Consider the following 25,299-nt stretch of genomic DNA (forward strand, 5'->3'; position numbering starts at 1 on the left):
ATGTCCGAAATCACTTCCATCCTCGCCCAGTCCACAATCGATCTAGGGTGGCAGCGCGAATTCTATCGTGATCTGCACACCCACCCTGAGCTATCCATGCAGGAAAAGCGCACAGCGCAACAAATTCTGCGGAAGCTAGCAGACTTCGATTGCGAAGTGATCTCCGGTATCGGCGGCTATGGCATCATCGCAATTTTCCGAAACGGCGCCGGACCTACCGCGGTCATGCGCGCCGACTTTGATGCCCTTCCTGTAGAAGAAAAGACCGGTGTCGACTTCGCCTCCGTTGCGGAAGGTGTCACCCCACAGGGAGTGCGCACAAAGCTGATGCATGCTTGTGGCCACGACATGCACACCACTGCCTTGCTTGGCTGCTGTGCGCTTCTTGACGACCTGCGCGAGCATTGGTCTGGCACCTTTGTCGCCCTATTCCAGCCTTCTGAGGAAAATGGCGCCGGCGCGCTCCGCATGGTCCAGGACAATCTCAAAGAGGTCATGCCACGACCAGATGTGGTATTTGGCCAGCATATTGGCCCTGGCGCCGCCGGCACCATCAGGTCTATGCCAGGTCCAGCGCTCGCCGCTGCAGATTCCATTCGAATCAAGATCTTCGGCAAGTCCTCTCACGGATCAATGCCGCACCTTTCCATCGACCCCACTTTTGTGGCGGCCATGGTGGTTGTGCGTTTGCAAGGAATCGTCGGGCGAGAAATCCCTCCATCGGAATTCGCCGTCATCACCGTAGGTACCTTGTCCTCCGGAAACTCGAACAACACTATCCCTGAATCGGCATATCTGGTACTGAATTGCCGCACCTACAATGACGAGATCAAGAAAGATCTCTACGCCGCCATTGAGCGCGTGGTCCGCGGCGAATGTGCGGCCTCGGGCTGCCCACAGCCCCCGACTTTTGAGTACACCAACCATGCCCCACTGACAGACAATGACCCTGAGGTCTTCGCACGCGTCCGCAGCAACTTTGATGCAGTCTTTGGGGAAGACTCCGTAGACGGCGCCCCCTGGACCGCCTCCGAGGACTTTTCCCAGATTCCGCGGGCGTATGACGCCCCATATTTGTACTGGATGCTGGGTGCCACACCGCGCGAGCAATGGGAGAAAGCGGTGGCTACTGACCGAATCGCGGAGGATGTCCCCTCGAACCACATGAGTACGTTCCTGCCAGATTTTGAGCCCACAGTCACCACCGCGAATAAGGCAGCGGCCACCGCTATCCTGACGTACTTGGCCATCTAGGAGGGCTACTCACTCGGTAACGGGAGGGTGCGCAGTACCGCGAGTGTCCGCAGCAGGTGCTGCGTTTGTAGTTCTACGCACTGGTCCACGTCTGCTGCTTCAAAGGCTTCAATCAAAGCAGAGTGGTCCTTGGCACCTGAGCTGAACAACTCCGGCTTCGATTGGAGGGCGACGCACACGTAGGGAGCAGCTGCGAGGGAGAGGTTGAGTACGATTCGGGAAGTCCATGAATCGTCGATGCACATCAGCGCGCAGTGGAATTCCCGATCAAGGTCGGCGTAGAGCACCGGATCCGATTCCGCATTAAGACGGTGCATCATATCTTTGGCACCGGAAAGATCTTGGGCAGGTCCCTCAAAGTATTTGCGGATGAGGATCGGGTCCAGAATCGAGCGGAGGTGATACACCTCTTCCGCTCGTTCCAGACTGAACCCCGTGACCGTCGTGCCTTTATGAGCTTCGGACTGGGCTAAGCCGTCTTGTTCCAAACGGCGTATTGCTTCTCGAATCGGGGTCACTGAAACCCCCAATTTCTCAGCCCAGTCTGATTGGACAATATGAGAACCTCCGGGGAGTTCCCCGGAGGTGATAGCGCGACGCAGCTCCGTGTAAGAAAACTCGGCCTGCGTCATAGGGGTGCGTCCCCGCTCGAAGGTCACCGAACTCATACGGTTTACCCTACTCCGCGGGGTTCATTAATAGAACTTCACCAATTCCAGCTCAGCCGGGTTGGGTAAGAGCTGATGCCGTGGCACAACGCGGACGGTGTACCCAAGCTGACCTGGCTCGTGAATCGGCAGCTCAGCCCAATAACGTCCTTCCCCATTGTCCTGCATCGAGACGACGGTGGTGTCCACTAGATTGCCCTCGTGATCCAGCGCGCCGAAGACCGCTTGGACGTCAACATCGCGTCCGGTCAGCATGCCCAGCTCCACGTCCACAGAGATGCTCGCTGTTTCTCCGGCGGTAACCGCGCGGTTGGTATCGGAGGCGTTCCGCAGCTGCAGATCAGCCAGACGGAGGTTTGGCCAGGACTGATACACCCGTTCTTTCCAGTTCACGAACTGCTCTGCGGCATCCGGATCGCGCATCACCAGTCGCGCAGCGTGATTTGCAGGACGGTAGTACTGCTCGGTGTAATCACGCACCATGCGGGTGCAGCTGACCAGTGGCGAAAGCTCCGTCATGGAACGGCGAACTATGTCGAGCCACTCACGAGGTACCCCGGCTTCGTCCCGTTCGTAGAACTTCGGCACGATCTCATACTCGAGGAGATCATAGAGTGCTTCTGCTTCTAGCTGATCACGGAACATCTGATCATCTGTCTCCACCGTCGGAATGGTCCAGCCATAGCCCTCTTGTGGCATTTCGTCCCACCAGCCATCGGAGATAGACAAGGTCAAGCAGCCATTCATCACGGCTTTCATGCCAGAGGTTCCGGAGGCCTCCTGCGGCCGCACCGGGTTATTGAGCCAGATATCTGATCCGGAAACCAGGTAGCTTGCGAGCCCGATGTCATAGTCCGGTAGGAAGAGGAAGCGATCGCGCACGCCGGCTTCGTCTGCGAAACGAACGATTTCCTGCATCAACTTCTTGCCACCCATGTCATTGGGGTGTGCCTTGCCCGCGATGACGAACTGCACGGGACGCTGCTCGTTGAGCAGAATCTTGCGGAGTCGCTCCGGGTTTTTCAGCATCAGCGTCAGACGCTTATAAGTGGACACACGGCGCGCAAAGCCGACGGTGAGAATATTCGGATCCAACACACGGTCGGTCCAGCTCAGCTGGGCTGCGAACTGGCCACGTCGTATTCCGGATTGTTTGATCGCTTTGCGTGCGACGCGGACGAGATCCCCACGCAATTTGTTGCGTACGCCCCACAGCTCTTCATCCTTAACCGCGTCTGGGTTGCTCCACTCGTCGGCAACTGCCAGATCCTGGCCTTCGGAAAAGCGTTCGATGATCGCGCGCATTTCGGGTTTAGTCCAGGTAGGCAAATGTACGCCGTTGGTGACCGAGCCGATTGGGACCTCTTCCGGTTCAAAACCGTTGTAGAGGGCAGCGAACATATGGCGGGAGACCTCACCGTGCAGCTTTGCGACGCCATTGGCGTGCTGCGATAGGCGCAGGCCCATATGCGCCATGTTGAATCGGTGCGGGTCTGCCTCAGCGCCCAGGGAAAGACAACGATCCAGCGGAACGCCGGGGACGAGGTGGCGCTCCTCCGGTAGCCCTTCACCCAGGTATCGTCGGACCAAGTTCATGTCAAAGCGGTCGATGCCTGCTGGCACTGGGGTGTGGGTGGTAAAGATGCTGGCTGCGCGCACCTGGGCTAATGCAGCATCGAATGTGGCCCCTTCGACCATGCGCTCGCGAATCCGCTCGAGTCCTAAGAAGCCGGCATGCCCCTCGTTGAGGTGGGCAACTCGTGGGCGGGCCAAGCCACGGGAATCACAGAATGCATTGACAGCACGCACGCCGCCGACGCCAAGGACTAGTTCTTGGCGGACTCGGTGTTCACTGTCGCCGCCATAAAGCCGGTCAGTGACATCCTGCATGTCCGGCGGGTTGTCTGGGATGTTGGTATCGAGCAGCAACAGCGGGACGCGCCCTACTGCAGCCACCCACAGGGCGATAACAATGTCGCGTCCCTCTGGGAAAGCGACGGTGACTTTAAGCTGCTGGCCCTTCTCATCAAGGACTTGTTCCACCGGAAGCAGATTCGGGTCATGGTACTCGTAGTGCTCCTCCTGCCAGCCATCGCCGGACAGGGACTGAGTGAAGTAGCCGTAGGAGTACAACAGTCCGACGCCGATAAGCGGGACACCAAGATCGGAGGCTGACTTCATGTGGTCGCCGGACAAAACTCCCAAGCCACCGGAGTAGATCGGGAGGGAGGGGTGAATACCAAACTCCATTGAGAAGTATGCAGCAATCGGATCTGCCGGACCGAGGTCGCTTTCACCTACGGTCGCTTGGTCCTCAATCTGATGCGTCGCATGGCTGTTTTGGTACCAGAAGGAGGATTGCAGGTAGGAATTAAGATCAGCTTCTTCAGCATTGACGCGCTCGACATAATCCCGATCTGCAGCGAGTTCGCGCAAGCGCTCCGAGGAGGCCTCCATGAGCATCCGGCGGGGATTCTCATCGAAGTCGCTCCATCGGGTCGGATCGATTTCACTGAAAAGGTCGCGGGTTTCTTGGCGCCAAGACCAACGCAAATTCATGGCGAGGTGCCACAACGGTGCGAGGGCCGGCGGGACGCTTTGAACAACGTTGATGGTGTTTGAAGGTTTCACGCCCTTCACTTTGCCACAGAACGAGGAAACCGCGACCGGAACAGAAAAACTAGTACTTCACTTCGCTCACGTCTTCGCCAAGCATGTGGACGTGAATCATGTTGGTATTGCCTGGTTCTCCAGGAGGAGTACCTGCCACGACAACCATCACATCGCCGACTTGGTAGTCGTCCATAGCCAACAGCGCTTTGTCTACTTCCACCATCATGTCGTCGGTGGTGCGCACCGTTGAACACAAGAAGGTCTGCGCGCCCCACGTGAGAGCAAGCTGGGAACGAACTTCTACCTGCGGGGTGAACACCAGCAGTGGCAGCGAGCTGTGCAAACGTGCAAGTCGCTTAGCGGTATCGCCGGAGGTGGTGAAAGCAACCAGTGCCTTCGCATTCAGACGCTCTGCGATGTCACGTGCCGAGTAGGACAACACGCCCCGCTTGGTGCGCGGAATGTGGCTGAGTGGTGGCGTGGAACCGTTGGATTCCGCAGCTGCCACGATGCGAGCCATCGTGCGAACCACGTTCTCAGGGTCCTTGCCCACGGAGGTTTCGCCGGAAAGCATCACGGCATCTGCGCCGTCGAGCACAGCGTTGGCAACGTCCGAAGCTTCCGCGCGAGTCGGGCGGGAGTTTTCGATCATGGAGTCCAACATCTGGGTCGCCACGATCACTGGCTTAGCATTCTCTCGGGCAATTTGAACCGCCCGCTTCTGCACGCCGGGGACATCTTCCAACGGCACTTCCACGCCGAGGTCACCACGGGCCACCATGACAGCGTCGAAAGCCAGGATGATGGATTCGAGTGCTTCAACTGCTTCTGGCTTCTCCAGCTTTGCGATCACCGGCACGCGACGATTCTCTTCGTCCATGACCTGGTGGACTAGCTCGATGTCCGCTGGGGAACGGACGAAGGACAGTGCGATGAAGTCCACGCCGAGCTGCAGGGCGAAGCGGAGATCGCGGATGTCCTTCTCGGATAGCGCAGGCACCGAGATGTTCATGCCAGGCAGGGAAACACCCTTGTTGTTGGAGACTGGGCCGCCCTCAGTGACCTCACAGATGACGTCATCGCCTTCCACAGCGATGCAGACGAGGCCAACCTTGCCGTCGTCGACAAGCAAGCGATCACCAGGCTTGGCGTCCTTAGCGAGCTCCTTGTAGGTAGTGGAGACGCGGTCATGCGTACCTGCTACGTCTTCAACGGTGATGCGGACCGTCTCGCCGGTTTCCCACACAGTGGCACCGTCCACGAAACGACCGAGTCGGATCTTAGGGCCCTGGAGATCGGCCAGCACGCCGATGGCGCGACCAGTCTCGTCGTTTGCTTCCCGGACCCAGCGGTAGTTCTGTTCATGGTCGGCATGATCGCCGTGCGAGAAGTTCAATCGCGCGACATCCATTCCAGCCTTTGCTAAACCAAGGATGCCTTCTTTAGAGGCGACTGCCGGACCGAGCGTACATACAATCTTTGTTCGTCTATTCACGCCCCCCACCCTAGTCCTAATGGGGGTACACGGCTACAAGTGTGACCCGGGGCGGTCGGATCCGCTGGTTGCTTGTCGACGTCCCAACCAAAAGAACATCACAATTGCGACCAAGAAGAGAATTCCTGAGGTGAAAGTATTCACGCGTTGGCCAAGGATGAGCGTCGCCGGATCACTGCGCATGAGCTCGATCCAGAAGCGGCCCGCGGTATAGCCCGCAACGTAGAGCCAGAAGACTCGGCCACGATCCAGATCGAATTGCTTGTCAGCCCAAAGCAACAAGAGGCAAATCAGTACGTTCCAGATCAGCTCATACAGAAAAGTCGGGTGCACCACATCGATCACTTCACCGGTAGAACGGCCGGTCAGCGGCGCCAGCGCACCGTTAGCATCCACGCGGTAGTAGATCTCTAAGCCCCACGGCAAGGTGGTCGGGCCACCGTAGAGCTCTTGGTTGAAGTAGTTCCCCAACCGTCCAATGGCTTGGGCCAGGATGATCCCGGGGGCGGCGGCGTCGAGAAGCGGTGCGAAGGGCAGTTTCCGGACGCGCATCATCACCCACACGCACAGCACACCGAGAGCTACTGCTCCCCAAATTCCCAGGCCACCGTTCGTCACCTTGAGCGCATCAACTGGGTTGCACGTGTCACAAAAATATTGATCATTATCAGTGATCACATGGTAGATTCGGCCACCGATAATTCCGGCCGGGACAGCAATGAGTGCCGCGTCCAACACGACATCTGGATTACCGCCACGGGCTAGGTAGCGTCGCTTCGTCAGCCAGATTGCCACGAGGATTCCAGCAACAATGCAGAGCGCATAGGCGCGGATCGGAATGCCACCGAGGTGCCACACCCCTTGCGGCGGCGAAGGTAGGTACGCGAGATTCATCACGCAACTAGTGTGCCCTAAAGATGGGATACGCGCTGTCACTACCCCAGGATTAGCGCGTGGTCGGAGTGGCGGGATGCTGGCCGACGGCAACCATCGTGCGCACCAGCCGGAGTGGCTCTGGAGCTGTCACCAGGCTTTCCCCGATCACCACAGCATCAGCACCAGCACTGGAATACCAACGCAAGTCCTTGGGGGTGCGTACCCCGGATAAGGCCACACGAATCGTCTCTCTCGGAAGCCCAGGAGCGATCTCACCAAATGCTTTGGGGTTCATCGTCATGGAATGAAGGTTGCGGGCGTTCACGCCTACAACCGAGGCTCCGGCCTGGATGGCCCGCGAGGCGTCGTCCGGGGTTTGCACCTCTACAAGCGCCGTCATCCCTAGAGACTCAATGCGATCCAGCAATGACTCGAGTCGAGGCTGGTCGAGCGCGGAAACGATGAGGGGAACCATGTCGGCCCCGTAGTAGCGTGCCTCATGGATCTGGTAAGGATCGACGATGAAGTCTTTGCTCATCACCGGTACGGACACCGCTGCACGCACGGCAGCGAGATCTTCGAGCGAACCCATGAATCGTCGACGCTCAGTCTGGCAGCCGATCATGCGCGCGCCGCCGGCTTCGAATTGCATAGCGAGTTCAGCGGGGCGTTCAATCTGAGCGATTACACCATGGCAGGGGGTGGCACGCTTGATTTCGGCGATGACGCCACAGCCTTGTTGCAGGAGGGCGCCGCGAGCGTCACGGGGCGGATCAACCGCCTTGGACATCGCCTTGATTTCCTTGAATGGAACCAACGACTCCCGGTAGGCGACATCTTCCACTACGCCCTGAATGATCTGCTCAAAGATGGACACGAGTATCTGTCCTCTCGCTTGCAAACCCAGGGAAAAGTTGGTGCACAAAACTAAGGCTAGTCGCTAGCCCTACCGGTTTAAAAATCGTGGCGTGCGGTAGTCGGGTCTACATCAGCGTCTAGGGCATCCCACATCAGCCGGGGCGAATCGGGGTCTTCGGCTAGGTCTGCCTCCAGTCGTTCCTCGCGAGCTCTCTTGGTTTCATAGGCATTGCGACGCACTCCGTCTTCCCCAGGCTTCATCACCAGCAGTACTGCAGCGACCAGCGCCAATGCGCATCCCAGCAAAGCCAAAGCTGGCCCGAGATGCTGCACCTGAATGTTGGTGAGCTCAGCCCAATCTGTGATGATGATCGGTTTATTCTGCTGTTGGGAAGCCGCCCCGGAAGTAAGCAGATCCTTCACCCGCTGCGGGTCCGGTTCAGTGGTCAGCAATTGCAGCGGGTGCCAGCTCGCGCCTATAGCTGCGAGCCCCGCAATGGCGGCGACGATTCTGCGAGCGATACGACGCAGCACTAGCGTTGCGACGACAGCAGCTACCAGCACCAAGGCAACGGCCGTCATTTCGGTAGACCACACCGCCCCCGGCAGATTATGCACAGCTTCCCCGGACTTATCGTCAAAAGCAGCGACGCTTAGCCACGTCAGTCGCGAACTCGCCCACACCACGGCTGCGCCAAGGGCAAGCAGAAGAGTAGCTAATTTGCGCATGGTAGTTCCCGATCATCAAAGCACGTGCGGGATCCAGTGTGGCAGGCGGCGCCAGTTTGCCGGACAACCATCAACAACGTATCTCCATCGCAATCTGCAGCTATGCTTACTACCTCTTGCACATGACCAGAGGTCATACCCTTGATCCAGTATTCGTTGCGGGATCGGGAGAAATAGGTTCCTTGGCGCGTTGCCAAGGAATACGCCAGGGCATGCGCATCCATCCACGCAAGCATCAACACCTCTAGGGTGCCCGCAGCCTGGACGACGACCGGGATCAGGCCGGCATCATTGAATCTTAGTTTTGCGGCAAGCTCGGGGGCGAGCTCGAAAGTAGCCGGATCACTCATCGACGCACCTCATATCCGGCGTCGGCAAGCTGGTCTTTTACTTCGGACACTGTCACGGTGCCAAAGTGGAAGATCGTAGCAGCGAGTACTGCATCTGCCCCGGCGGCCACCGCAGGTGGGAAGTGTTCAGCTTTACCGGCACCGCCGGAGGCGATCACCGGGACAGACACCACTGCCCGCACCTTGTGAATCAGCTCGACATCAAACCCATCTTGGGTGCCGTCACCATCCATGGAGTTGAGCAGGATCTCCCCTGCCCCCAAATCCGCCCCACGACGTGCCCACTCGACGGCATCGAGCCCTGCGGACACTGTGCCACCGTGCGTGGTGACCTCGAAGCCGCTGGGCATCTGCGCTGCCCGGCGTGCATCTACGCTCAGCACGATGCACTGGGCGCCGAAGCGCTGGGAGAGCTCTGAAATGAGCTCAGGGCGACTGATAGCGGAAGTGTTAATGCTCACCTTGTCCGCACCAGCACGTAGTAACTCATCCACATCCGCTGCACTGCGCACTCCGCCGCCTACAGTCAACGGAATAAATACCTGTTCCGCGGTGCGACGCACTACGTCGAGCATTGTGCCCCGGCCTTGTTTGGAAGCGCTGACATCGAGGAACGTGAGCTCGTCTACGCCCTCTTGGCCGTATCTGGACGCAAGCTCCACTGGATCGCCGGCATCGCGCAGGTTGTCAAAGTTAACTCCTTTGACAACTCGGCCACCGTCGACATCCAAACATGCGATTACGCGTACTGCTACCGTCACACCTTCTCCTCTTTCCGGATCTCGTCGATGGTACTCAAGATCTCATTGTGTTTGGCAGCTACCCCGGCGATAACACCGGTGGCCCCTATCCGCCAGGGGTGTCCGTCCAGCCCTGTGGCCACGCCACCGGCTGCTTGGACCAAGAGGACCCCCGCAGCGTTGTCCCAAACAAAGGGGCTAAACGTCACCGCTGCGGTGAAAATGCCGAGCGCGACGAAGGCAAGATCCACCCCGACTGAGCCTGTGACTCGCAGGCGGGTGTCTTCATCGGCGAGTTTGGCCAACAACTCGTGGCGTAGTGCGGAAGACATATCGTGTCTCCTGTCGGCCACGATGGAACCATAACCGATCTGCACTTCCCGCCGATGCGGGTGTGCAATTGGCGGCTGTGGTTTTCCGTTCAATAGCAGCGGAGAACCGGCAAAGGCGGTGAGTCTTTTGCCTAAAGCAGGGATCGAGCAGAGCGCTACCACGGGGGCACCGCGGTACAGCAGGCTGACCAGAATGGCACACATCGGATTGCCCGCTACATAGTTCGCAGTGCCGTCGATGGGGTCCACCACCCATACTGCTTCGTCCTCGAGGCTGCCACCGCCCTCCTCGCCGTATACGGGGATTCCGGTGATTGCGGTGAGTTCTCGGCGCAGCAACGCCTCAATACTGAGATCTGAGGTAGTGGCAAAATCCCCACCGGATTTGTCTACGCGCTCCGCAATGCCCATACCGGCTAAGAAGATTCGTTCGGCATCATCGACCACCGCTTCTGCGATGGCGAGCAGCATGCGTGCGTCCATGAGCGTTGTACTCCTATTGGCCGGCCACCGCGGCTAAGGCTTGCTGCAACGTGAAGCGTCCCTCGTACAAGGCCTTGCCGATGATGGCGGAATCGATTCCTTCTGCGCGATACTGCGCCAGTGCGGTGACATCTTCAAGCTTAGAAATGCCGCCGGAGGCGACGACAGGGGCATCGGTAGCAGCCGCGACGTCACGCAAGAGGTCAATGTTAGGGCCACTCAGGGTGCCGTCCTTGGAGACGTCAGTGACCACGAAGCGGGAACAGCCTTGGCAAGTCAGGCGCTCGAGAACTTCCCAGAGATCGCCGCCGTCAGATACCCAACCGTTGCCACGGGTACGCCACTCCCCGTCAACTTCTCGCACATCCAACCCGATGGCTACGCGGTCACCGTACTTTTCGATCACTCCACGACACCATTCGGGATTCTCCAACGCAGCAGTGCCGATGTTCACCCGGCGCGCACCGGTTCCTAGCGCGCGTTCCAGCGAAGCATCATCGCGGATGCCACCGGTGAGCTCGACATTGATGTCAAGCTTGCCGACGACCTCAGCCATCAATTCATGATTCGACCCGCGTCCGAACGCCGCATCTAGGTCCACAAAATGGAGCCACTGAGCGCCCTGTTCCTGCCAGTTCAACGCGGCCTCCAGCGGGGTGCCATACACGGTTTCGCTGCCTGCCTCGCCTTGGTGCAGCCGCACGGCTTGGCCATCAACTACGTCAACTGCCGGAAGAAGAGTGAAAGTCATGGTTAGCAGTCTATCCCGATTGCTACGCCTGCCGCCCTATAGTTGTCCTACCCAATTTCGAAGCAACTGCAACCCAACATCTCCGGACTTCTCCGGGTGGAACTGTGTGGCCCACAGCGCGCCATTATCGACGGCCGCAACAAAGCGATCCGATTCGTGCGTAGCCCACGCTACCTGTGGCGCAGTGGTCAAACCATCGCCCTCGAACTCCCAGGTACGCACACCATAGGAGTGCACGAAATAGAATCGATCTTCCGGCGCAATCTGCGCAAACATTGGTGAACCGGCAGGCGCCTCCACGGTATTCCACCCCATGTGTGGGAGCACCTGTGCCTGTAGTTTTTCTACGGTCCCGGGCCATTCGCCACAACCGCTTGCCTTCACACCGTGTTCTACACCGGTGTCAAACAGGATTTGCATACCTACGCAGATGCCCAGCACTGGGCGTCCCCCGGCCAGCCGCTCGCCAATCAAACGAGGCCCCTGCACTGCTTGCAATCCCCGCATGCACGCATCAAATGCACCGACACCGGGCACCAGCAGGCCGTCGGCAGCGAGGACGACGTGTGGATCTTTGGTCAGGGAGACTTCAGCCCCGACATGTTCCAGAGCACGCTGTGCCGAGCGAATGTTTCCAGAGCCATAATCCAGCAGGGCGATCTTCTTCATGCTGGATATCTTAGCTACTTCCGCTTCGTCCGTGGTCGTGCGATCCGCCGGGCGGCGCTGACCTGACGCAGGCGCGCCCGAATATTGCCCGATTCCGTAATGCGATGGCGTCCCAAGAAGCTATCGAGCACGGTGGCCACGAGCCCCAGCAGCATTAGTCCCGCAGCAGTGGCAAAGGCACCCGAATAGGCAAATGCGGTAGCCACCAAGCCCAGAGCAAAAGATCCGATTCCCGTTCCGGAGTCAAAGGCAATGTTCCACAGCGCAGAAGCTTCAGATACTCGGTTACGAGGCAGCCGGGTGAACATCATCAGTAGCGCTTCGTTCTGCACCGCGCCAAAACCGCCGCCGTACAAGATTGCGGCGACAAACAGCCACCACACCGGCCAGTCATTGAGGACCGTGGCGGACATCAACGCTAGGCCTGCGGCTCCAGCAAAGAGCGCTGGTGCCATGACTCGCCCCGCTTCACCACGCCGGTCTGCCACTACCCCGGCCAAATAGCGGAAGACCATTTGCGCCGCGCCCACGATGGAGAGCACAATTCCGGCGAAAAGGGCCCCGTTGAGTGCATCAGCCTCCCGGACTGCGGCCGGCAAAAACGAGGAAACCACACCGAAGCCCATTGAGGTAACGCAAATTCCGATCGCAGGGACGGTGACCAGTTTCCAAGTGGCAACCCGTGGCGCCGGGCTAGCCCCTGCAGTTTCTTCCAAAGCATAAGCAGGAACGGTGGGTTCGGGCTTGATGCGCGGGATAGATAGACACATGAGCGCTGCCACTAGGGCGACTACTGCCCCGAGGACATACACCACGGTGAAGCTGACATTTTCTGCCAGGTACAAACCCAAAGGCAGAAAAATTAGCTCGGAAAAACCCACTGCTAGCCCCAACATGCCGGACGCTTTGCCGAGGAATTTAAGAGGCACGAGCTCCGCGATCAGCGCGGACTCTGCCACCGTGAGCGCGCCAAAGCCAACACCGCGAATCGCGGAGATAAGCAGGACCGGCAGCATACTGACGCCGAGCGCGTAACCAACAGCTGGCACTCCGAGTAGGAAGGCCGCCACGCTCATCACGGGCACATAACCGAATTTCCGGCACAGCCCGGGAGTGAAAGTTTGGGTGATCACAGTCGCGGCCATGAAAACACCGGTGGTAGCCCCTGCGAGTGCATTCGATCCACCTGACTGAATAACTGCCAGGGGCACAATGGGAAGCAGCAAAGACCAGCTGCCAAAGGCCGCGCCGACGGCGATGATAGTGGCTAGGAACCCCGGGCTCTTCCACATGCTGGACAGGTTGTCCAATTCCGCTCGAGTCAGAGTCGGGTTCTTCGCCTGCTTCACCACTTAAGTCATTTCCCCTATCAGCCACAACACTGCGGCGGTCACCGCGATGGCAGCTGCTAGCCCCATCACGTACGTCATTTTCTTGTTTTCAGCCTTGTATGCCGACCATGCCCCACCGACAAGCAGACCTGCAACGATGAACAGCAGATAGACAATCGCATAGTTGGGCTGACCGGCACTAGCAGCCACTGTAACAACTTCTTGCATCGCTTACAGGGCACCCTTGGTGGACGGGATGCCACTCTGTCGTGGATCCAGCTCAGTGGCTACGCGCAAGGCTCGCGCGACGGCCTTAAACTCGGCCTCCGTAATGTGATGCGGATCGCGTCCGTAGTGGCAGCGAACATGCAGCGTAATACGGGAATTGAGCGCCAGGGTTTCAAAGAAGTGCTCATTGATGACGGTCGCGTAGTGGCCGCCGATCACCTGATGCACCATATGCTCTGGTTCGCCGGTCATGACAAAGTAAGGGCGGCCGGAAATATCGATGATCGCTTCGCACAGCGTCTCATCCATCGGCAGCTGTGCGGATCCGAAACGGCGAATCCCCTTCTTGTCTCCCACAGCCTGCAACAATGCCTGGCCGAGCACAATGGCGGTGTCTTCAACAGTGTGGTGGGCATCAATGTGGGTATCGCCCTGTGCACGGACCTTTAGGTCGAAGGAGCCGTGCACGCCAAAAGCGGTGAGCATGTGATCGAAGAACGGCACGCCGGTGTCAATGCTGACCTGGCCAGTGCCGTCGAGGTTGATCTCCACAGTGATATCCGATTCACTCGTGGTCCGTGTCGCAGTGCCAATGCGCATGTTAAATTCCCTTCGCTGCGGCCCGGAGCAGGGCATCGTTTTCTGCTGGTAATCCGATCGTAGCGCGCAAGTGCCCAGCCACACCCACGTCGCGAATCAGAACACCCTCAGCTAAGAACTGCTCCCATGCTGCTTTCTGGTCGTCGAATGGTCCGAAAAACACAAAATTGGATTCGCTGGGGACAACTGTGTAGCCCAGCTCTTGCAGCGCAGCAACGACGCGCTCGCGTTCAGCAGCGAGCTTGGCTACGGTCGCCAGCGTGTCGTTCCGGTGGCGCAGCGCCACGATGGCCGCTGCTTGAGACAAGGTGGATAGGTGGTACGGCAAGCGCACCAGCATCACAGCTTCGATGAAGGCAGGGTCGGCAACGAAGTAGCCAAGCCGACCCCCCGCAAAGTCGAATGCCTTGCTCATGGTGCGTGAAACCACCAGCTTATTAGGATATTTTGCCAGTAAGGTAGTTGCCGATGGGGATGGCGAGAACTCTGCATAGGCTTCATCGATAATCACAATGCCCGGCGCTGCGCTGAGGATGCGCTCAATATCCGCTATGGAGGTCACGTCTCCGGTGGGATTATTCGGCGTTGTCACGAAAATAACATCCGGCTGATCCGCTGCAATTCGCGCTAAAGCCGCATCCATATCAATGCGGAAGTCCTCCCCGCGCGGCACCCCGATGAACTCGGTGTAGGTTCCTTGGGCAAGGATCGGGTGCATCGAGTAACTAGGAACGAATCCCATCGCAGTGCGACCAGGCCCTCCGAAGGCTTGCAGGAGCTGCTGCAATACCTCGTTGGAGCCGTTGGCGGCCCACAGGTTCTCTCGGGTCACTTCCACGCCCGTTTGCTGCGAAACATAATCAGCTAACGCGTCACGGAGCGCTACTGCATCCCGCTCGGGATAGCGGTTGAGGTCGGCTGCGGTCTTCGCAACTTCCGCGACGAGGTCGTCGATAAGCGCCTGGGACGGCGGGTACGGATTCTCGTTGGTGTTGAGCCGAACATCGACATCCAATTGCGGCGCGCCATAAGCCGACTGACCACGAAGTTCCTCGCGCAGCGGAAGATCATTGAGGGAAGTCATCTTTAAGGCTCCTGAATGCGGGCCTTGATGGCCTCGCCGTGTGCTGGCAATTGTTCTGCGTCAGCCAACGTGATGATGGTTGGGCCAATGTCTTTAAGGGCAGCTTCGCTGTACTCCACAAAGTGCATCGGCTTGAGGAAGGTATGCGTGGACAAGCCTGCAGCATAGGCCGCGGACCCCGAAGTTGGCAGCACATGGTTGGATCCAGCTGCGTAATCTCCGAGGGGCACCGGGGCGTACTCGCCAATGAATACGACACCTGCGTTGCGGATGTTGGCGGCTACATAAGCATCGTCCGCGGTGTGGATCTCCAGGTGCTCGGCAGCATAGGCATTGGCGACGGCGATGGCGTGGTCAAGGTCGTCGACAAGCACAATGCCGGATTGCTCCCCTTTCAGCGCCTGGGCGACGCGGTCGGAGTTGCGAGTGACGCCATAGCGCTGTTCGATCTCGCGGTCCACTGCGCGCGCAAATTCTTCGGAGGGCGTAATGAGCACGGATGCAGCCATGACATCGTGCTCGGCCTGGGAAATCAGGTCGTAAGCCACATAGACGGGATTGGCGGTGTCATCGGCGACGATCGCAATTTCAGTCGGTCCAGCCTCCGAATCGATTCCCACTACACCGCGCACGCATCGCTTGGCGGCGGTGACGAAGATGTTTCCCGGTCCGGTGATCATATCCACGGGGTCGAGGGCTGCGTCACCGTAGGCAAGCAGCGCTACCGCTTGTGCTCCACCGACGGCCCAGATCTCCTCGACGCCTAGGAGCGCACAGGCGGCAAGAATAGTCGGGTGCGGCCAGCCACCACAGTCTTGTTGCGGCGGCGAGGCGACGACGAGCGATTCCACGCCAGCTTCCTGCGCCGGAACTACATTCATGATCACTGAGGACGGGTACACTGCGTTGCCACCAGGAACATACAGCCCTACGCGCTGCACCGGCACAAATTCCTCGCGGACGACGGCGCCGTCCCCGAGCGTGACCGTTCCTCCCGCGGGCTTCTGCGCTGCATGCACTGTGCGCACCCGATCAATGGCGGTTTGCAAAGCTCGCTTGATTGCAGGGTCCAGGGTGGACAGCGCTTGCTTGACGACGTCCGCCGGTACTAACACGGACTGTGGCGTCACCCCATCAAATTTCTGACCATATTCCAGAGCCGCAGCGGCGCCACGCTGTTTGATATCGTCAACGATCGGCCGCACCGTGTCGTGCACAGCATCGACATCCATTTGGGCGCGTGGCAGGGTGCGTCGCAACACACTCAAGCTGGCCTGCTGTCCCCGCACATCAATGGTGCTTAGCATCAGGTTTAGCCTCCTAGTTTCAAGGGCTGGTCGTTGGACTGGCATACTGGTAGATCTAGTTCATTCTAGGTGTTGGCGGGGCTCATACCTTAAACTCGTGGTGACTTAATCGGCTGGTTGGCCCATTTCAGGGGCACAGCAGGCCGAGTACCGCCAAAGTCAGTATAGTTTCCAACTTGCTGCAAACTATACAGCCGGCGTGGAGAGGAGGAACGATCATGGCCGACCTCAGTGCAGACGACGGATCCGAGTTCATATTTGATCCAGGCGGACAATACAGCGAGGACCCTGGGGATATAGTCATGTTCCCCACCATTGACACCCTGGTAGCTGCGGCAGCGCACATCGGAATCAACATCATTGAAGGCGCTGACCGTATTCTCGCGCCCTGGGAATTTCACCGTCAGCTCTTTGCCATCGTCACCCACCCTAGGCCAGCAATTCTGTGCATTTCCGAGCTCCGGTGCCCTATCAACATGGCCCTCATGGATCAGGTTGTCACATTCGTGGAAACCTGGAATTCCGAACGGATCAACCCTTCGGCCGCCATGTATATGACGGATGACGGTGACTTGACCCTCAAATTCAGTACCTACTTCCCTTTGGCCGCCGGGGCATCCTTTGCCCAGGTAAGCGACTTCATGCTCCGCAGCTGCGAAGTTACCGAGATGGCGATGACTCAGCTCATCGAGCAACTCGGAGATAACATCTTCTCCTTCGACGACCTCATCGCAGCCCGCGACGACGACAAAGCGCTGCGCCAACCGCTGCTGCATCCGCGCAACATCGACGGCGATCCCGACACGCATTTCGAAGATCCCACCACGATGGAACTATTCCTGGATTCCGCAGAACCACCAGCGGTATTCAGCGAGGAGCTGGAAGAGGTTTCCATCGATCTCATCGCCTCCGCGTGGGCAAAACGCGGCATTGACAACGTGGAAAAGCACGAGGACTTCATCATCACGGGGATCAACAACATCCTGATGGCGGCCTTCATTGACAACGGTCCGTCGATTTTGTTGCGCGGACACTGGGACTGCAGCTTTCCCGCCGAGCAACATTTAAAGGCGTTCCTGATCAGCAACGACTGGAACCGTACCTCAACGTGGACGCGTGCCCTGTGGGTAGAGGAAGAAGAAGGATTGCAGCTTCGGGTGGAATGCGCCCTGCCCACCTCCTATGGTCTTACCGCGGATCAGCTGGCTGAAGTCGTGAACGACTCCACCCAAGCGATCCTGAAGGCCATTGACCTACTCAGTGTGGAGATCAGCGGCTCCTCGGCAGTGCACTGGCCCGAACAATAGGCAGCAGAGGGCTTATTCGAAGTCGAGCCCTAAATCTAGCGCCCGAACTGAATGCGTCAGCGCCCCAACCGCGAGATAGTCCACCCCGCATCGGGCGACATCGGCCGCGCGATCAAGGGTGAGACCTCCGGAAACTTCGAGCAAGGTGTCCGGAGAGAGCGCGTTCCGACGCTGTACCGCGACTTGGACCTCCCAAAGATCGAAATTGTCCAGCAGGATCTCATCGGGGTTGACGGTGAGCAACTCGTCCAACTGCGCCAAGGTATCCACCTCCACCTCACACCACGTGTCAGGATAATCGTGCCGGACTCGACGCAACGCCTCCGAGACAGATCCGGCGGCAGCAACATGATTGTCCTTGATCATTGCGCAATCACCCAAGCCCATTCGGTGGTTTTCACCGCCTCCGGCCCGCACCGCATATTTTTGCAACTCTCGCATACCTGGAAGAGTTTTGCGGGAATCGCGGATCTTAGTCTTGGTTCCGCTGACTGCGCCGACCCAGGCTGCCGTTCCGGTAGCCACCCCACTGAGATGAGTTATGAGGTTCAGCAGCGTACGTTCTGCGGTGAGCAACTGCGCTGTGGGGCATTCGATGGTGGCAACCCGCTCGTCAGCGGCGACCTTTTCACCGTCGGACACGTGCACCCTAAGGTCAAAGGACATGTCTGGATCCACCAGCTCCAAGGTGGCAGCAATAAGCGCAGTTCCAGCTATTACACCTGGCTCGCGGCTCACTATGTGGGCGACGCTGCGCTGTGTCTCACCAACGGTAGCCATCGTGGTGATATCCGGGCCATGAGCGAGGTCTTCTGCCAGCGCGACTGCGATTACCCGGCGTGCGTTTTCCATATCGAGTACTAGTTCTGGCATTATTCGCCACCGCCTGGTTTTCCGATCGCAATCATTCTGGTCACGCTGGCCCGCGCCAGTGTGGCCAACTTCTCTGGAACATCCACTTCATCAGTGCCGTCGGCCAAGCACTTCAGCAGTGCAGCCGGGGTGATCATCTTCATGAAGCCGCATTCGGCTCGATGATTGACCGGCTGAAAGTCTACGTTTGGCGCTGCCTTTTTGAGTTGATGCAGCATGCCGAGTTCTGTTGCTACGAGGACAGTGCCGCCACTTGCCACCGTCGGGGCCGAGGCCAGCATATCTCCGGTAGACAACATGTGTACTCGCTTAGAGTCGATGTCTCCTGCTCCGGCGAGATATATCGCGGAGTTAGCACAGCCGCACTCGGGGTGGATGAACAATTCGGAATGTGGATAGGCGTGCACGGCATCTTCGAGTTGGCGGGCACTGATGCCCGCATGAACATGGCATTCACCGGCCCAAGTCCGCACGTTCTTTCGTCCGGTCTCTCTGATGACATGCGCACCGAGGAATTGATCCGGACAAAACAAGATTTCAGTTTCGGGATCGATGGCAGCCACCACATCGACGGCATTTGATGAGGTGCAGCAGACATCCGTCAGCGCCTTCACCGCGGCAGTGGTGTTGACATAAGACACGACCACCGCCCCCGGGTGTTCCGATTTCCACTCCTGCAGCTGCTCTGCGGTGATGGAATCTGCCAGGGAACATCCGGCTGCCGCATCCGGAATCAGGACGGTCTTTTCAGGCGATAAGATTTTTGCGGTTTCTGCCATGAAGTGCACGCCACAAAAGACGATGAGATCCGCATCCGTGTCAGCGGCGATACGAGAAAGCGCAAGCGAATCACCGGTGTAATCTGCAATGTCTTGGATCTCGGGTAACTGATAATTGTGAGCCAAGATGACGGCGCCGCGCAGCTCTTTGAGTCGCTGGATTTCTTGGCGCCAAGCCTCGTCTGCGACGACTCCCGTGTACCCATTATCAGTGCTGGTCACTGCGCCACGAAGTGGCGAATCGATTCGTTTGAGCCGACTGTGGCGTGAAGTAGGTGCTGACATGTCCGCACTGCCCCTTCGTCGCTAAACAGTAAAATACAATCAATGTGAAACGTTAGCATGCGGTTCTTCGGCTGCCAGCTGGGTGTGCGATCCCGTCTCTGTCAGTGCAAAAGCTGCCGACGCCCAAAAGCCAAACATCGCAGTATATGGCGCTAACAGCAGCCCGATTCCGGGCCTAATGGCGGGCAGGTAGGTAATAACGGAGCCGATCTGCAGGGTATCTAGGTCTGGTGTTCCTACCAGGTGCTGTGCCAGCTGCGTCCCAAGGAAGTAGCACACGAGCGCGCCGAGCCACGCCACGCAGCTGGTCCACAGCATGGTCATGACCCCAAGATTTTGCCTCGCGCGCTTGGCGGCGAAGATGCCGACGATCAAACCGAGGCCAGCGCAGAGCATGGCAAGCACAGCGAAGGTGCTGAACTCGGGATTAGTGGCGCTTTGAGCGGGGTCTGTGAGTTCAACGCTGCCGCCGTCGCTTACCGTGCCGCTAATCGACGGCCGCCACAACCCCCACCCCACGCCACCGAGGCCAAACATCACCATGGTGACGAGGAAAACTTGAGCATAGAAACCGATGATCGGCGGTACTCGAAGTCGGGAGTCTGAGGTGGCGGTGGCGTTCATAGTGCCACCGAGTTTAGCGCTCGAGAAATTTGGAATCGACTGCGCCGTGCCGCGAGCAGCTAGCATCCCACCCATCAGGCCGCACCTGCACCACTATTCGACGGCCACAGATTTGGCAGTAACGCGGAGCTTCCAGTCCGGCACGTGCACTAGGGGAAAGCTGGATCTTCAACTCTCCTGCTGCAGGGATCTGCTCGCCGGTGTTCGGGTGAAACTTCGGCGCAGCACCGGTGAGCAGGGCTTCTAACAACTCGGTATTGTTCGGAGTTCTCACACGAACACCCTAGACCGTTGCGTTGAGGGCTTTGATAGGCAGACGCAGCTTGCCCATCATGTCTAGGTCTTGTTCGAGTGGTCGTCCGAGCGTGGTGAGGTAGTTGCCCACGATGATGGCGTTGATACCGCCAAGCAGCCCCTGCTCTACCCCTAGGTCGCCGAGAGTGAGCTCTCGCCCGCCTGCGAAACGAAGGATCGTTTTTGGCAGCGCGAGTCGGAAGGCACCGATTGCACGCAGGGCGTCCGGTGCCGGCATCACTTCCCGGTCAGCGAAGGGGGTGCCCGGGCGTGGGTCAAGGAAGTTCATTGGGACTTCTGTGGGCTGGAGCTCTGCGAGATCTTGGGCGAACTCCGCACGCTGCTCCAGGGTCTCTCCCATCCCTAGGATGCCACCGGAGCAGACTTCCATCCCGGCATCGGCAACCATTGCAAGGGTGGCGCGTCGAGATTCCCAGGAATGAGTGGTCACTACGTTTGGAAAGAAGGAGCGCGCAGTTTCCAGGTTGTGGTTATAGCGGTGCACCCCGGCCTTGGCCAGCCGGTCGACCTGTTCTTGGGTGAGGATACCGATGGAGGCAGCCACCTCGATGTCTACCTCGGACTTGATTGCGGCGACTGCTTGTTCCAGTTGTTGAATGAGCTTCTCGTCGGGCCCCTTAACCGCAGCGACAATGCAGAACTCCGTGGCGCCAGTCTTGGCGGTTTGCTTGGCAGCGTCTACGAGAGCAGGAATATCCAGCCATGCTGAGCGCACTGGGGAATCAAAGAGCCCGGATTGCGAACAGAAGTGGCAGTCTTCCGGACAGCCGCCGGTCTTGAGGGAAATGATTCCCTCCATCTCAACTTCTTCGCCACACCACTTCAGGCGGACCTCGTGAGCCAGCTCGAGCAGTTCGGGGATTTTTTCCTCGTCGAGCTGCAGTACGGCAAGGGTTTCTTCCTTGTTCAGTCCTTCGCCGCGTTCCAGTACTTTGGTTCGGGCCAGTTGAAGAATGTCGGTGCGGGTGGCGTCAACGGTCGCGGTGGTCATGGGCTGCTTGATCCTTAGGGTGCGTGGGGATGGCAGCGCTGAACTAGGCAGCGCGCAAATTGTGTACACGCTCACACTACACCGCAACTTGAACTGTGTTCAAGATTGGGTGGTTCTCACAATCTCCCCTAACGGCACAACTTCCATTGCCCCTGCTCGGAGCGGAATCGCATTGTGTTCGTCGCGGATTCTCCAGCACCGGTGACGGTAGTAACCGCCGCGGATGCCGAATCCCCGTCAACGATCATGTTGTTCACGCCAGTTACCTTCGTCGCGTCCTGCTGGTAGCCCGGAATCTGCGCCAACGGCGCATCTGGAACGCCTTGCAGACTGAAGGCCTCAGGCCCTCCCTTTTCATTAATGAGCTCAGAACACATACTGTCCACGAAGGTGTTCATGTAGCCGTGCAGGGTGGTTTGTTCCTCTTGGCGCTTGAGCATCGCGGTAAGCTCCGCAACTTCTTCGTCGCTCGCTGGCCGACCACCTGCCAGCGGCTCCACCTGTACCGAATCAGCAGGCTGTTGCGGCAGACCACCATCTGCATTCGGCCCTTGCTCCGCAGTTTCAACTGGAGTTACCTCAGCAGTAGGCTCCGCCGTATTCACGGGTGCCGTCGTCGTAGCAGCTGCCACAGCAGCGCTTGAGCTGCTTGCACTAGCCGCTGCAGTGCTCTGCGCAACTGCGTCCACGTCCTTTTCATCGCCACAGGCGGTGAGCGCAAAAGCGGTGACCGCGCACACGCCCATTAGAATGGCCGTGGACTTTTGTGTCTTAAGCGCTGCATTCACGATCGCGGAAACTCCTTGAAATAGATCTAACCTGAGATGAAAGTCATTCCAGTGTAAAGGCACAACTCAACTTCAGCCACCGGCACCAATCTAAGTGTGACCGGCCTCCACACCACAATGTCTGCGCACCATCTATTCTGGAAGCCGTGCAATTAACCCGCGAGAGCATAATTACGGCAGCGATCGAGATTCTTGACGAGTATGGCTTGGGCGATATGACCATGCGTCGGCTAGCGAAACATCTCAAGGTGGTGCCCGGCGCCCTATACTGGCATATCCCCAACAAGCAGTCCCTGATCGAAGCGATCGCAGCGCAGATCTTGGCACCGGTTTTGGATACTGCGGGCGTCGAAAAGCAGTCGGCGCTGGAGTTATGTGCACGCCTGCGGGCCACAATGATCGCCCATCGTGACGGCGCCGAGGTTGTCAGTGCTGCGCTGCCCGTCGGCACCATGGCACAGCAGCTTATCGACGCCCTGAATGCCACCGATACTTTGAGCAAAATGCCTCCTGACACGTCACAAACCGTCGCCATTACCTTGTTGAACTTCATAATGGGAGCGACGATGCACGAGCAATCAACGAAGCAATTGCAGGCAGCGATTGGCGCCCAAGCTGCAGCTGAAAGCAGTTACGAGAAACAATTCCATGCTGGTCTTGAACTAATCCTGGCGGGTGTTTCTGTCCTTGGCTAGGTAAGGTATTTCACATGACTGAACCTCAGACAACCACCCGACAAATCTGGCCCGGAGACGCATACCCACTCGGTTCCACCTATGACGGGGCGGGAACAAACTTCGCGCTGTTCTCGGATGTTGCCGAGAAGGTTGAGCTGTGTCTCATCGACCGCGATCAAAACGAAGAGCGCATCGATCTTGAAGAAGTAGATGCCCACATTTGGCATTGTTATCTTCCTGGCGTACAGCCTGGACAACGCTATGGCTACCGCGTTTACGGTCCTTATGATCCTGCCAATGGTCACCGCTGCGATCCCAATAAGCTCCTCGTAGATCCTTATGCCAAGGCTTTCGACGGCGAGTTTGACGGCCACCAGTCTTTGTTCTCCTACGACATCAACAACCCTGATGATCCCAACGCGCGCAACACTGAAGACTCCTTGCTCCACACCATGCGCTCCGTGGTTATCAACCCGTTCTTCGATTGGGCCAACGATCGCGCCCCGAAGACCCCGTACCACGAGACCGTGATCTACGAGGCTCATGTCAAGGGCATGACGATGACGCACCCTGATGTCCCGGCAGAACTGCGTGGCACCTACGCCGGTCTCGCACACCCGGCCATCATTAACTATCTAAAAGACCTCGGTATCACCGCCATCGAGCTCATGCCGGTCCATCAATTCCTGCAGGATGACCGTCTGCGCGACCTCGGACTGCGTAACTACTGGGGTTACAACACTTTCGGTTTCTTCGCACCACACCAGGACTACGCCGCCGCTACCAAGCCCGGAGGCGCGGTCTCGGAATTCAAGGGAATGGTGCGCGCTTTCCACGAGGCAGGCATCGAAGTCATCCTCGACGTGGTGTACAACCACACCGCCGAAGGCAACCACATGGGCCCGACCATCGCTTTCCGCGGCATTGACAATGAGGCCTACTATCGCTTGGTTGACGGCGACCGCCAGCACTACATGGACTACACCGGCACCGGTAACTCTCTGAATGTGCGTCACCCACACTCGCTGCAGCTGATCATGGACTCCCTGCGGTACTGGGTCTCCGAGATGCATGTCGACGGCTTCCGCTTCGACCTCGCATCCACCCTCGCCCGCGAGTTACACGACGTCGATCGCCTCTCGGCATTCTTCGACCTCGTCCAACAGGACCCCATCGTCTCCCAGGTCAAACTCATCGCAGAGCCCTGGGACATCGGCGAAGGCGGTTACCAAGTCGGCAACTTCCCGCCGCTGTGGACCGAATGGAACGGCAAATACCGCGACACCATGCGCGACTTCTGGCGTGGCGAGCCAGCTACCCTCGGAGAATTCGCATCCCGACTCACCGGCTCTTCCGATTTGTACGCCAACAACGGCCGTCGCCCTACCGCATCCATCAACTTTGTGACCGCGCATGACGGTTTCACCCTGAATGACCTGGTCAGCTACAACGAAAAGCACAACGACGCCAACGGTGAGGGTGGCCGCGACGGAGAATCCCACAACCGCTCGTGGAACTGCGGCACCGAGGGACCCACTGAGGATCCAGAAATCCTCAAACTGCGCCGCCAGCAACGCCGTAACTTCCTGACCACTCTCCTGCTGTCTCAAGGCACCCCGATGATCGCACACGGCGATGAAATGGGACGCACACAACAGGGCAATAACAACGTCTACTGCCAAGACTCCGAACTGTCTTGGATCGACTGGACTCAGGTCGAAGACAACCACGACCTCATTTCCTTTACCCAGCGACTCCTCGAGATCCGCCGCGACCACCCTGTGTTCCGACGTCGCCGCTTCCTCGCGGGCGGTCCACTCGGCGATGACATGCCCGAGCGCGATATCGCGTGGCTGAACCCAGAAGGACGCCTCATGACTCATGAGGACTGGGGTTTTACCTCCGGCAAGTCGATCATGGTCTACCTCAACGGTAACGCCATTGCTGAGCCAGATGACCGTGGGCAGCGCGTGGTCGACGATTCCTACCTGCTTTGCTTCAACGCCTACCATGAGGACATCGACTTCACCCTGCCGGACGCTCGTCTCGGCGGAAGCTGGAAGCTCCAGATCGACACGACGGAGCAAACCGGAATCCCACTGAGTGACGAGGTTTTCGAAGCTACGGGCCATCTGGTCGTCCCTGGTCGCAGCGCCATGTTGCTGAAGCAGATGACACCGCCAGTTCCAGCAAGAGACAGCGCAACAGCAGCGGAAGAAGCTCCGGCCACTCCCGTTGCTGAGAGCACTCCGGATAGCCAGTAGACTCGAAAGCTAAGTTCGGCTCCCCGCG

General features: G+C 58.4%; 26 protein-coding genes. 4 read left to right on the forward strand and 22 right to left on the reverse strand.

Features of this window, described 5'->3' with window-relative positions; all coding sequences use genetic code 11:
• Entirely contained in the window at positions 1-1,254 is a 1,254-nt protein-coding gene (locus WG915_RS02050; RefSeq protein ID WP_339563705.1) for an amidohydrolase, read from the forward strand.
• Positions 1,255-1,259: 5 nt separating this feature from the next.
• Here WG915_RS02050 and WG915_RS02055 read toward each other — a convergent pair whose 3' ends face one another.
• From WG915_RS02055 to hisD, 16 genes are all read right to left on the reverse strand, one after another.
• On the reverse strand, positions 1,260-1,922 hold the full coding sequence (locus tag WG915_RS02055; protein ID WP_339563706.1) for a GntR family transcriptional regulator: 663 nt from the start codon (positions 1,920-1,922) through the stop codon (positions 1,260-1,262).
• A gap of 27 nt (positions 1,923-1,949) precedes the next feature.
• Complete coding sequence (gene glgP / locus WG915_RS02060) at positions 1,950-4,553, reverse strand: alpha-glucan family phosphorylase (protein WP_339563707.1); 2,604 nt, start codon at positions 4,551-4,553, stop codon at positions 1,950-1,952.
• A 49-nt stretch (positions 4,554-4,602) separates the two neighbouring features.
• Complete coding sequence (pyk, locus tag WG915_RS02065; protein WP_339563708.1) at positions 4,603-6,030, reverse strand: pyruvate kinase; 1,428 nt, start codon at positions 6,028-6,030, stop codon at positions 4,603-4,605.
• 33 nt (positions 6,031-6,063) lie between these two features.
• A complete protein-coding gene (lgt, locus tag WG915_RS02070; RefSeq protein WP_339563952.1) occupies positions 6,064-6,924 on the reverse strand; it encodes a prolipoprotein diacylglyceryl transferase in 861 nt (286 codons plus the stop codon).
• A gap of 52 nt (positions 6,925-6,976) precedes the next feature.
• On the reverse strand, positions 6,977-7,789 hold the full coding sequence (gene trpC / locus WG915_RS02075) for an indole-3-glycerol phosphate synthase TrpC (RefSeq protein WP_339563953.1): 813 nt from the start codon (positions 7,787-7,789) through the stop codon (positions 6,977-6,979).
• 71 nt (positions 7,790-7,860) lie between these two features.
• Entirely contained in the window at positions 7,861-8,493 is a 633-nt protein-coding gene (locus WG915_RS02080; protein WP_339563709.1) for a TIGR02234 family membrane protein, read from the reverse strand.
• Positions 8,481-8,843 carry a phosphoribosyl-AMP cyclohydrolase gene (hisI, locus tag WG915_RS02085; protein ID WP_339563710.1) on the reverse strand — a complete coding sequence of 121 codons (363 nt, stop codon included), beginning with the start codon at positions 8,841-8,843 and terminating at the stop codon, positions 8,481-8,483. The genes WG915_RS02080 and hisI overlap by 13 nt, the downstream gene beginning before the upstream one ends.
• Positions 8,840-9,604: an imidazole glycerol phosphate synthase subunit HisF gene (gene hisF / locus WG915_RS02090; protein ID WP_339563711.1), complete on the reverse strand. Its 765-nt coding sequence runs from the start codon at positions 9,602-9,604 to the stop codon at positions 8,840-8,842. The genes hisI and hisF overlap by 4 nt, the downstream gene beginning before the upstream one ends.
• The gene (locus tag WG915_RS02095) at positions 9,601-10,398 is read right to left on the reverse strand and encodes an inositol monophosphatase family protein (RefSeq protein WP_339563712.1); all 798 of its coding nucleotides are present in this window, start codon (positions 10,396-10,398) and stop codon (positions 9,601-9,603) included. Before WG915_RS02095 ends, hisF begins: the two co-directional genes overlap by 4 nt.
• A 13-nt stretch (positions 10,399-10,411) precedes the next feature.
• On the reverse strand, positions 10,412-11,149 hold the full coding sequence (priA, locus tag WG915_RS02100; RefSeq protein ID WP_339563713.1) for a bifunctional 1-(5-phosphoribosyl)-5-((5-phosphoribosylamino)methylideneamino)imidazole-4-carboxamide isomerase/phosphoribosylanthranilate isomerase PriA: 738 nt from the start codon (positions 11,147-11,149) through the stop codon (positions 10,412-10,414).
• Between the two features lie 36 nt (positions 11,150-11,185).
• A complete protein-coding gene (gene hisH, locus WG915_RS02105) occupies positions 11,186-11,818 on the reverse strand; it encodes an imidazole glycerol phosphate synthase subunit HisH (protein ID WP_339563714.1) in 633 nt (210 codons plus the stop codon).
• Positions 11,819-11,832: 14 nt separating this feature from the next.
• On the reverse strand, positions 11,833-13,110 hold the full coding sequence (locus WG915_RS02110; RefSeq protein ID WP_339563954.1) for an MFS transporter: 1,278 nt from the start codon (positions 13,108-13,110) through the stop codon (positions 11,833-11,835).
• Positions 13,111-13,170: 60 nt separating this feature from the next.
• Positions 13,171-13,359 carry a hypothetical protein gene (locus tag WG915_RS02115; RefSeq protein WP_339563715.1) on the reverse strand — a complete coding sequence of 63 codons (189 nt, stop codon included), beginning with the start codon at positions 13,357-13,359 and terminating at the stop codon, positions 13,171-13,173.
• A 21-nt stretch (positions 13,360-13,380) separates the two neighbouring features.
• The gene (hisB, locus tag WG915_RS02120) at positions 13,381-13,977 is read right to left on the reverse strand and encodes an imidazoleglycerol-phosphate dehydratase HisB (RefSeq protein WP_339563716.1); all 597 of its coding nucleotides are present in this window, start codon (positions 13,975-13,977) and stop codon (positions 13,381-13,383) included.
• A gap of 1 nt (position 13,978) precedes the next feature.
• Positions 13,979-15,061, reverse strand: coding sequence for a histidinol-phosphate transaminase (locus tag WG915_RS02125; protein ID WP_339563717.1), 1,083 nt, complete (start codon positions 15,059-15,061; stop codon positions 13,979-13,981).
• A gap of 2 nt (positions 15,062-15,063) precedes the next feature.
• Positions 15,064-16,368, reverse strand: a complete 1,305-nt coding sequence (gene hisD / locus WG915_RS02130; RefSeq protein ID WP_339563718.1) for a histidinol dehydrogenase — start codon at positions 16,366-16,368, stop codon at positions 15,064-15,066.
• Positions 16,369-16,586: 218 nt separating this feature from the next.
• Here hisD and WG915_RS02135 point away from each other — a divergent pair, with 218 nt between their 5' ends.
• Positions 16,587-17,675 carry a YbjN domain-containing protein gene (locus WG915_RS02135; protein ID WP_339563719.1) on the forward strand — a complete coding sequence of 363 codons (1,089 nt, stop codon included), beginning with the start codon at positions 16,587-16,589 and terminating at the stop codon, positions 17,673-17,675.
• 12 nt (positions 17,676-17,687) lie between these two features.
• Here WG915_RS02135 and nadC read toward each other — a convergent pair whose 3' ends face one another.
• From nadC to WG915_RS02165, 6 genes are all read right to left on the reverse strand, one after another.
• Positions 17,688-18,548, reverse strand: coding sequence for a carboxylating nicotinate-nucleotide diphosphorylase (nadC, locus tag WG915_RS02140; protein ID WP_339563720.1), 861 nt, complete (start codon positions 18,546-18,548; stop codon positions 17,688-17,690).
• Positions 18,548-19,612, reverse strand: coding sequence for a quinolinate synthase NadA (gene nadA / locus WG915_RS02145; protein ID WP_339563721.1), 1,065 nt, complete (start codon positions 19,610-19,612; stop codon positions 18,548-18,550). The genes nadC and nadA overlap by 1 nt, the downstream gene beginning before the upstream one ends.
• Before the next feature lie 39 nt (positions 19,613-19,651).
• Positions 19,652-20,236 carry a hypothetical protein gene (locus tag WG915_RS02150; protein WP_339563722.1) on the reverse strand — a complete coding sequence of 195 codons (585 nt, stop codon included), beginning with the start codon at positions 20,234-20,236 and terminating at the stop codon, positions 19,652-19,654.
• 13 nt (positions 20,237-20,249) lie between these two features.
• Positions 20,250-20,510, reverse strand: a complete 261-nt coding sequence (gene bsaP / locus WG915_RS02155) for a biotin synthase auxiliary protein BsaP (protein WP_339563723.1) — start codon at positions 20,508-20,510, stop codon at positions 20,250-20,252.
• A gap of 9 nt (positions 20,511-20,519) precedes the next feature.
• Positions 20,520-21,542: a biotin synthase BioB gene (gene bioB, locus WG915_RS02160; RefSeq protein ID WP_339563724.1), complete on the reverse strand. Its 1,023-nt coding sequence runs from the start codon at positions 21,540-21,542 to the stop codon at positions 20,520-20,522.
• 128 nt (positions 21,543-21,670) lie between these two features.
• The gene (locus tag WG915_RS02165; protein WP_339563725.1) at positions 21,671-22,330 is read right to left on the reverse strand and encodes a hypothetical protein; all 660 of its coding nucleotides are present in this window, start codon (positions 22,328-22,330) and stop codon (positions 21,671-21,673) included.
• 146 nt (positions 22,331-22,476) lie between these two features.
• On the opposite strand from WG915_RS02165, the gene WG915_RS02170 reads away from it, so the two are divergent.
• Both WG915_RS02170 and glgX read left to right on the forward strand, forming a co-directional pair.
• Positions 22,477-23,025 (forward strand): TetR family transcriptional regulator, encoded by a 549-nt coding sequence (locus WG915_RS02170; protein ID WP_339563726.1) that lies wholly within the window; start codon positions 22,477-22,479, stop codon positions 23,023-23,025.
• Positions 23,026-23,039: 14 nt separating this feature from the next.
• Positions 23,040-25,271, forward strand: a complete 2,232-nt coding sequence (gene glgX / locus WG915_RS02175) for a glycogen debranching protein GlgX (RefSeq protein ID WP_339563727.1) — start codon at positions 23,040-23,042, stop codon at positions 25,269-25,271.
• The last annotated feature ends 28 nt before the right edge of the window (positions 25,272-25,299 follow it).

This window comes from Corynebacterium sp. H128 (assembly GCF_037482625.1).
In the GTDB taxonomy this organism is placed as follows: domain Bacteria; phylum Actinomycetota; class Actinomycetes; order Mycobacteriales; family Mycobacteriaceae; genus Corynebacterium.

Coding starts and splice junctions, on each gene's coding strand:
- WG915_RS02050 (WP_339563705.1), top strand. CDS start 1: ATGTCCGAAATCACTTCCATCCTCGCCCAGTCCACAATCGATCTAGGG.
- WG915_RS02055 (WP_339563706.1), bottom strand. CDS start 1,922: ATGAGTTCGGTGACCTTCGAGCGGGGACGCACCCCTATGACGCAGGCC.
- lgt (WP_339563952.1), bottom strand. CDS start 6,924: ATGAATCTCGCGTACCTACCTTCGCCGCCGCAAGGGGTGTGGCACCTC.
- WG915_RS02080 (WP_339563709.1), bottom strand. CDS start 8,493: ATGCGCAAATTAGCTACTCTTCTGCTTGCCCTTGGCGCAGCCGTGGTG.
- hisI (WP_339563710.1), bottom strand. CDS start 8,843: ATGAGTGATCCGGCTACTTTCGAGCTCGCCCCCGAGCTTGCCGCAAAA.
- WG915_RS02095 (WP_339563712.1), bottom strand. CDS start 10,398: ATGGACGCACGCATGCTGCTCGCCATCGCAGAAGCGGTGGTCGATGAT.
- priA (WP_339563713.1), bottom strand. CDS start 11,149: ATGACTTTCACTCTTCTTCCGGCAGTTGACGTAGTTGATGGCCAAGCC.
- hisH (WP_339563714.1), bottom strand. CDS start 11,818: ATGAAGAAGATCGCCCTGCTGGATTATGGCTCTGGAAACATTCGCTCG.
- WG915_RS02110 (WP_339563954.1), bottom strand. CDS start 13,110: ATGTGGAAGAGCCCGGGGTTCCTAGCCACTATCATCGCCGTCGGCGCG.
- hisB (WP_339563716.1), bottom strand. CDS start 13,977: ATGCGCATTGGCACTGCGACACGGACCACGAGTGAATCGGATATCACT.
- WG915_RS02125 (WP_339563717.1), bottom strand. CDS start 15,061: ATGACTTCCCTCAATGATCTTCCGCTGCGCGAGGAACTTCGTGGTCAG.
- hisD (WP_339563718.1), bottom strand. CDS start 16,368: ATGCTAAGCACCATTGATGTGCGGGGACAGCAGGCCAGCTTGAGTGTG.
- WG915_RS02135 (WP_339563719.1), top strand. CDS start 16,587: ATGGCCGACCTCAGTGCAGACGACGGATCCGAGTTCATATTTGATCCA.
- nadC (WP_339563720.1), bottom strand. CDS start 18,548: ATGCCAGAACTAGTACTCGATATGGAAAACGCACGCCGGGTAATCGCA.
- nadA (WP_339563721.1), bottom strand. CDS start 19,612: ATGTCAGCACCTACTTCACGCCACAGTCGGCTCAAACGAATCGATTCG.
- WG915_RS02150 (WP_339563722.1), bottom strand. CDS start 20,236: ATGAACGCCACCGCCACCTCAGACTCCCGACTTCGAGTACCGCCGATC.
- bioB (WP_339563724.1), bottom strand. CDS start 21,542: ATGACCACCGCGACCGTTGACGCCACCCGCACCGACATTCTTCAACTG.
- glgX (WP_339563727.1), top strand. CDS start 23,040: ATGACTGAACCTCAGACAACCACCCGACAAATCTGGCCCGGAGACGCA.